We start from the raw sequence: 6,514 nt of genomic DNA, 5'->3' as shown, positions 1-6,514 counted from the left end.
ATATTCAAATTACGAATTGAAGTTTGACCTTATAAAAGGTTATATGATCCCTCCACTTTCCATTTATAAATAGATACTCTTTGTTTGTCCCAATTTTTTCAAACCCACAGCTTCTAAGTACACTTTGAGATCTTGTATTGTCTACTAATGTTGAAGCTTCTAATCTATGTAACTTTATTTCATTAAAAGCATATTCAACTGTTAATTTCAACGCTTCTTTCATATATCCATTTCCCTGATGATTTTCATCTATGGAATATCCTACAAAAGCACTTTTAAAAACCCCTATAATTATATTTGATATCTGTATTTTACCTATAAATTTTTTATTTTTATATATTCCAAAATTAACACTTCTACCGCCAAGAAAGTCTCTATAACTATCCATTAAATTTTTCTTCTGCATTTCCAGTGTATAAAACTTATTTTCACGATCAGGCTCGAATTTACTAAGATATTTCTTATTTCTTATATAATAGTCAAGTACTTCTTCGGCATTTTTAGGAGTTAATATTGAGAGATCTATTTTATCACCTTTTATATGAAGTCCTTTATTTATACTTATATTTTTAAATCTATCTATCTGAAGTCCAAATAATATTTCATTTTTATACTTGGAATCCACTTTTATGCTGTCTGATATTATACCTTCAAGCACAAAACCCAAATCAGTAAATGCAGAAATATTTATATCTTCATCTGCTATTATATTTATCTTATTCAAATTCATGTTTTTAAAAATTTGTTTCATTAATATATGAAGTGAATCTTCAAGAAGTTTATAACTTAAATCTCCATACTTATAAAATTTTATTCTCAATGTGCAAAATTTGTTTTCTTTAGAAAATTCGGTTATAAATACTCTACCTATAGTTATTCCTAAATTATCCCTTATTATATATTCACTATTAGTGCCTCTGGCTAAATTAATGTTTACAAGCTGGTGTTTTAGCATGCATATCTCTCCTAAACTATAACTTCAAAAATATATAAATATAAATTTAACTACATTAATAGTATAACATAAATAAATTAGATAATCTTTTTCTTATTTTACATAATATTCCTATAACAATTGGCAAGGAAACTAACTCCCTTGCCAATTGTTATACAACTATTTTAATTTATGAATAAATAAACCGCTCCTTAATTTTGGCTCAAACCATGTAGATTTTGGAGGCATTACTTTTCCTTCATCTGCAATTTTCATTAATTCATCTAATGTAACTGGATACATGGAAAATGCTACCTTATATTCTCCATTATCTACATTTTTCTCTAATTCTTCAAGTCCCCTTATTCCTCCAACAAAATCAATTCTACTATCACTTCTTGGATCCTTTATACCTAAAACAGGAGCCAAGAAATTATTTTGAAGAATAGATACATCTAAATTTGAAACTACATCTTCTGATTTATAGTCATCACAGTTAGCATCAAGTTTATACCATTTTCCATCTAAATACATTCCATAGGTATGTTTGCTGGATGGCTTATATGCTTCATCATTTTCACACAATGTAACTTTAAAATATTGATTTACTCTTTCCATATACTCTTGTACAGTTAAACCATTTAGATCCTTGACTATCCTATTATAATCTATAATCCTTAAATCACAGTCTGGAAAAATTACAGATAGAAAAAAGTTGAACTCTTCATCTCCAGAATAATTTTCTTTCTCTTTTCTACGCTTAATTCCTACTTTTACAGCTGATGCGGCTCTGTGATGACCATCAGCTATATATAAATTATCTACTTGTTTAAATATATTGCATATGCGTGATATAGTATCTTCATCATCTATAATCCATACTGTGTGAATAACATCATCTTCAGCTTTAAAATTATATATAGGCTTTTTCTCTATCCAGTTTTTTATTATATTATTAATACTGTCATTATATTTATAAGTCATAAAAATAGGTCCTGTATTAGCATCACAATAATCAACATGATTTATCCTGTCTGCTTCTTTATCCGCTCTAGTGTGTTCATGTTTCTTTATAACATCATTAATATAATCGTCAATAGATGTACATCCTACTATGCCCGTTTGGCTTTTTCCATTCATGGTCAATCTATATATATATAAGTAGGGTTTTTTATCCTGCATTAATATATTTTCAGAAATCATTCTTTGTAAATTTTCTTTTGCTTTTTCATATACTTTAACATCATATTGATCTATATTTTTATCTAAATCAATTTCAGCTTTGTCTACATGAAGAAAAGAATATTTATTACCTTTTACTTCCTCTCTTGCTTCATCACTATTCATAACATCATAAGGAAGTGCAGCTACTTGATCAGCTAAATCTATCCTTGGTCTTATAGCTTTAAATGCTCTTAAAACAGCCATTTTGTCCTCCATCTAATTTAATATATTATTTATATGCATTTGCAAGTTCTTTATTTGCATGATCAAAATAATCCTCAACTATATTTAATATTTCCATTCCTATTCTTTCCTGTGCTTCTTTTGTAGAACCAGCTATATGTGGTGTTACTGATACTCTTTCATTATTTATAAGATCTTGATTCAGTTTTGGCTCTCCACAAAATACATCCAGTGCTGCACCAGCTACTTTTCCAGAGTTAAGAGCTTCTAAAAGTGCATTTTCATCTATTACTCCACCTCTTGCACAGTTTATTATATAAACTCCATCTTTCATTATTGCAAGTTCTTCTTTTCCAATAACTGCTCTATTGTCTTTTCCAAATGGTATATGAACTGATACATAGTCCGCTCTCTGCAATAGATCATTTAATTCATAAAATTTATAATCATTATATCCATTTGCAGCACCTAGTTTATCATAATATATTACTTGCATTCCCATTGCAGTTGCTCTTTTGGCAACTTCTTTTGCTATTCTTCCAAAACCTATAAGTCCAAGTGTTTTTCCAAATAATTCAACTCCCTTGTACTTTTTCTTTTCCCATTTTCCCGCTCTCATAGTAATGTTTGAATTATTTATATATCTTGATATAGTAAGCATATGAGCTAAAGTCATCTCCGCTACTGATATAGTGCTGGCATTTGGTGTATTATTAACTTGTATCCCATTTTCTCTTGCATAATCAACATCTATATTATCAAGTCCTACACCGCCTCTTATTATAAGTTTTAATCTTCCATTTTTAGCAATATCTATAAGAGGTTTTCTTATTTTAGTGGCAGATCTTACTACTATTACATCAAAATTTTTTATATGATCTTTTAATTCTTCTTCGTTGTAATGTTTATCTACAATCTCAAATCCATCTTTCTGCAATTTATCTATAGCTGCTTTTTCCATTCCATCACTGACTAATATCTTTGTCATTTTAATATGCCTCCAAATTTTTATAATTTAAAAAACTAAGAATATTCAAACTTGTTAATGTATAAATTACTAATTCTATTCACCGCTTAGTACTATAATTTTAATATATCATTTATATTATTTAAAAGTTCCTTTATATCATCAAGAGTAAAATCAGCCATATGAGCTATTCTGAAAGCCTTACCTTTTAATGTTCCATAACCATTTGATATTTGAAATCCACGTTTTCCCAACTCTTTATTTAATTCTCCAATATCAATATTTCTAGTATTTTTTATATTTGTAACTGTATTTGATAAATATCTTTCATCCGAATATAATTCAAAATACTTTCTTGCCCACGCTCTCACATATTCGGCCATCTCCAAATGTCTTTTATATCTATTTTCAAGTCCTTCTTCAAGAATTTTATCTAACTGATAATCGAGGGCAAACATATGGGATAATGACGGTGTTGAAGGATATTGATAATCTTTTTTATGAATATAATTATAAAGTGATAAAAGATCCAAATAATATCCTCTAAATTTAACTTTTTTTGCTCTTTCAACTGCTTTTTTGGAAAAAGAACATATTGACATTCCTGGTGGAAGTCCTATAGCTTTTTGAGTGGAGGTAAGACATATATCTATTCCTAACTTATCAACCTCAATTTTTGTACCTGCCATAGAACTAACAGTATCAACACACCATACTACTTCTGGATATTTTTTTAAAATCTTTGATATTTCTTCAACTGGATTCATAACTCCTGTTGAAGTCTCGTTATGAGTTATACAAAGTACATCGTATTTACCAGTAGCTAATGCTTTATCTATTTTATCTACATCTACAGCTTTTCCAAAATCCTCTTCAAATAAATCGGCAGGCACATTATTAGCTTCAGCAATCTGATACCATCTCTTTCCAAAAGCTCCTACTGAGAAAATAGCTGCTCGTTTAACTGTGCTACATCTTATTGCACCTTCTAAAAGTCCTGTACCCGAAGATGTTGATAGAAGTATTTCTTCATTTGTATAAAATAATTTTCTTAATTTGTCACTAATTCCTCTTTGAAGTTGTGAAGCTTCTTTACTTCTATGACCTATCATAGGTGTAGCCATTTTTTCTAACACATCTTCTCTTACTTCTACTGGTCCTGGAATAAATAATTTTTTATGCATTTCTTTCCCTCCAAAATTGTATTACTTTATTTATTTAAAGTTATAATTTGCTAAAGTTAATATAAAAAAATAACGCGAGTCAATCATCCCCACTTAGGGACGATTGACTCGCGTTGCCACCCTTCTTGATTATATTATTGGTTTTATATAATATAATCCTCTCGTATAATTAACGGCTAATACCGTATTACTCATCGCAATAAACCTCCAAGACGGATTCACTAAAGTATAAGTATCAGTTTACACCATACACTGACTCTCTAAAACCTAACTCAAGTTACTATTCTCTTCACAGGAAAATATAAACTTTTATAAATTTAATCTCAAAATTTATTTATGAGATTGTAATTATTATAGAATTTCAATTTTCGTATGTCAATACCTAAATTAAAACTTTTTTTATTTACTATATGAAATTTTAATTTTAATCTTAGTACATAAGTATGTAATTCAATGGTTAAGAGTGAATATTTTATTTATTTAAATTCAATGAATTTATAATTTTATTTTGAGTTTGATCTATTTTTTTATTTTTATACCTTATTGCATTTATAGGACAGATATGTATACATCTCATACAAAGTATGCATTTACTGTGAAATATTGCATGTCCGTTCTCAAAAGTTATATTATTTTGCGGACAATTCATAAGACATATTCCACATTTACCGCATTCATCAGTAGAAGTCAAATTTTTAGACAATTTAGGGAGTTTTCTTATGAAAATTTTACAAAAAAACTTGCTAAAGTGAAGTCTTAATTCAGAATTTGATTCAACTACAACTGAATCATCAATAAATTTTTTGAAAATAAATTTAATTTTATTTTCAGCATTTGCAAGTAATAATTCAATATTGTCTTTAGTAGGTTTTTTCCCTATAGAAAAATAATAATTGTTTGGCATTTTTATATTAGATTGTATTATAATCTTAAATCCTTTTTTCTTAAGACACTGAGCCATAAAATGAGCGGCAGGAGAAGATTTTGCTGCTTGTGTAGAATACACTATTGCTTTTATACGTCTATTTTCACATTTAATTTTCTCCAAAAAATTACATACAATTTTAGGTGGAAATTCTGCATATACAGGTGATCCAACAATTATAAAATCATTTTTTTTAAAACACTCATTTTTAACCTGCTCTTTATCTTCTATATTTATTAATTTTAAATCTATATTATAATTTGAAAAACTACTTTTAAATTTATCTGCCACCCACTTGGTATTTCCCGTACCACTAAAGTAGTATAAAACACCTCTCATATTAACTCCCCTGCATCCTCATCATTAATCTATTTTTAATAAATCTATCGTTTAAATCTTTCTTTTTCATATTTATCCCTATATTTACTCATAATAGTACTTAAAATTTCACTAGCTGTAGGTGGAGTAAAAGTTATAGCATTTGCTCCAGCTTTTATAGTTTTACTTATACTCTCATTTGAAAATCCTCCTGTAGCTATTATAGGAAAATCAGGATAATCATTTCTTATTTTTTGTATTATCTTATTTGTGTTTTCTGCTCCAGACACATTTATTATGGTGGCACCAGCTTCTATTCTTTCCTTTACACTTTCATATTCAGAAATTATGGTGACTATTATAGGTATATCTATGGTATCTCTTATTTCTTTTATAACTTCATTGGATGTATTACTATTTACAACCACACCCATAACGCCTTTAAATTCTGCATCTAATGCTAGATTGACAACTCTTCTTCCTGGTGCAAATCCGCCTCCTACACCACAAAATACAGGAATATCAGCTGCTAAAACTATAGCATGTGTTATAAGAGGCTGAGGAGTAAAAGGATATACTGCTATAACAGCATCTGCATTGGTATTCTTTATTACAGCAACATCTGTACTAAATACAAACGATTTTAATCTCTTGCCAAATATTCTAATTCCACTGGCCTCTCTTATTGCTTCCGGTAGTTGAATACTATGTCTCTTTAAAATCCCCTTTATCTCTGGCATATACCTACTCATAATATACCCCCCTTAAATTTATCTTAC

6 protein-coding genes and 1 other annotated feature are annotated in these 6,514 nt (G+C 28.6%); all 6 genes read right to left on the bottom strand.

Features of this window, described 5'->3' with window-relative positions; all coding sequences use genetic code 11:
• Window positions 1-4 precede the first annotated feature (4 nt).
• The gene (locus tag KM800_RS13220; RefSeq protein ID WP_217813509.1) at window positions 5-955 is read right to left on the bottom strand and encodes a GNAT family N-acetyltransferase; all 951 of its coding nucleotides are present in this window, start codon (window positions 953-955) and stop codon (window positions 5-7) included.
• Between the two features lie 159 nt (window positions 956-1,114).
• On the bottom strand, window positions 1,115-2,362 hold the full coding sequence (locus KM800_RS13215) for a DUF1015 domain-containing protein (protein WP_217813508.1): 1,248 nt from the start codon (window positions 2,360-2,362) through the stop codon (window positions 1,115-1,117).
• Window positions 2,363-2,387: 25 nt separating this feature from the next.
• Window positions 2,388-3,329, bottom strand: a complete 942-nt coding sequence (locus KM800_RS13210; protein ID WP_217813507.1) for a D-2-hydroxyacid dehydrogenase — start codon at window positions 3,327-3,329, stop codon at window positions 2,388-2,390.
• Window positions 3,330-3,421: 92 nt separating this feature from the next.
• Entirely contained in the window at window positions 3,422-4,492 is a 1,071-nt protein-coding gene (locus KM800_RS13205; protein WP_217813506.1) for a pyridoxal-phosphate-dependent aminotransferase family protein, read from the bottom strand.
• A gap of 92 nt (window positions 4,493-4,584) precedes the next feature.
• Window positions 4,585-4,794, bottom strand: a binding site (T-box leader).
• A gap of 170 nt (window positions 4,795-4,964) precedes the next feature.
• On the bottom strand, window positions 4,965-5,756 hold the full coding sequence (locus KM800_RS13200; RefSeq protein WP_217813505.1) for an EFR1 family ferrodoxin: 792 nt from the start codon (window positions 5,754-5,756) through the stop codon (window positions 4,965-4,967).
• A gap of 44 nt (window positions 5,757-5,800) precedes the next feature.
• Window positions 5,801-6,487, bottom strand: coding sequence for a hydrolase (locus KM800_RS13195; protein WP_217813504.1), 687 nt, complete (start codon window positions 6,485-6,487; stop codon window positions 5,801-5,803).
• Between the last annotated feature and the right edge of the window lie 27 nt (window positions 6,488-6,514).

Source organism: Clostridium tyrobutyricum (assembly GCF_019144085.1).
In the GTDB taxonomy this organism is placed as follows: domain Bacteria; phylum Bacillota; class Clostridia; order Clostridiales; family Clostridiaceae; genus Clostridium_B; species Clostridium_B tyrobutyricum_A.
The sequence above is the reverse complement of the archived record's forward strand: the minus strand, read 5'-3'. Positions and strand labels throughout refer to the sequence as shown.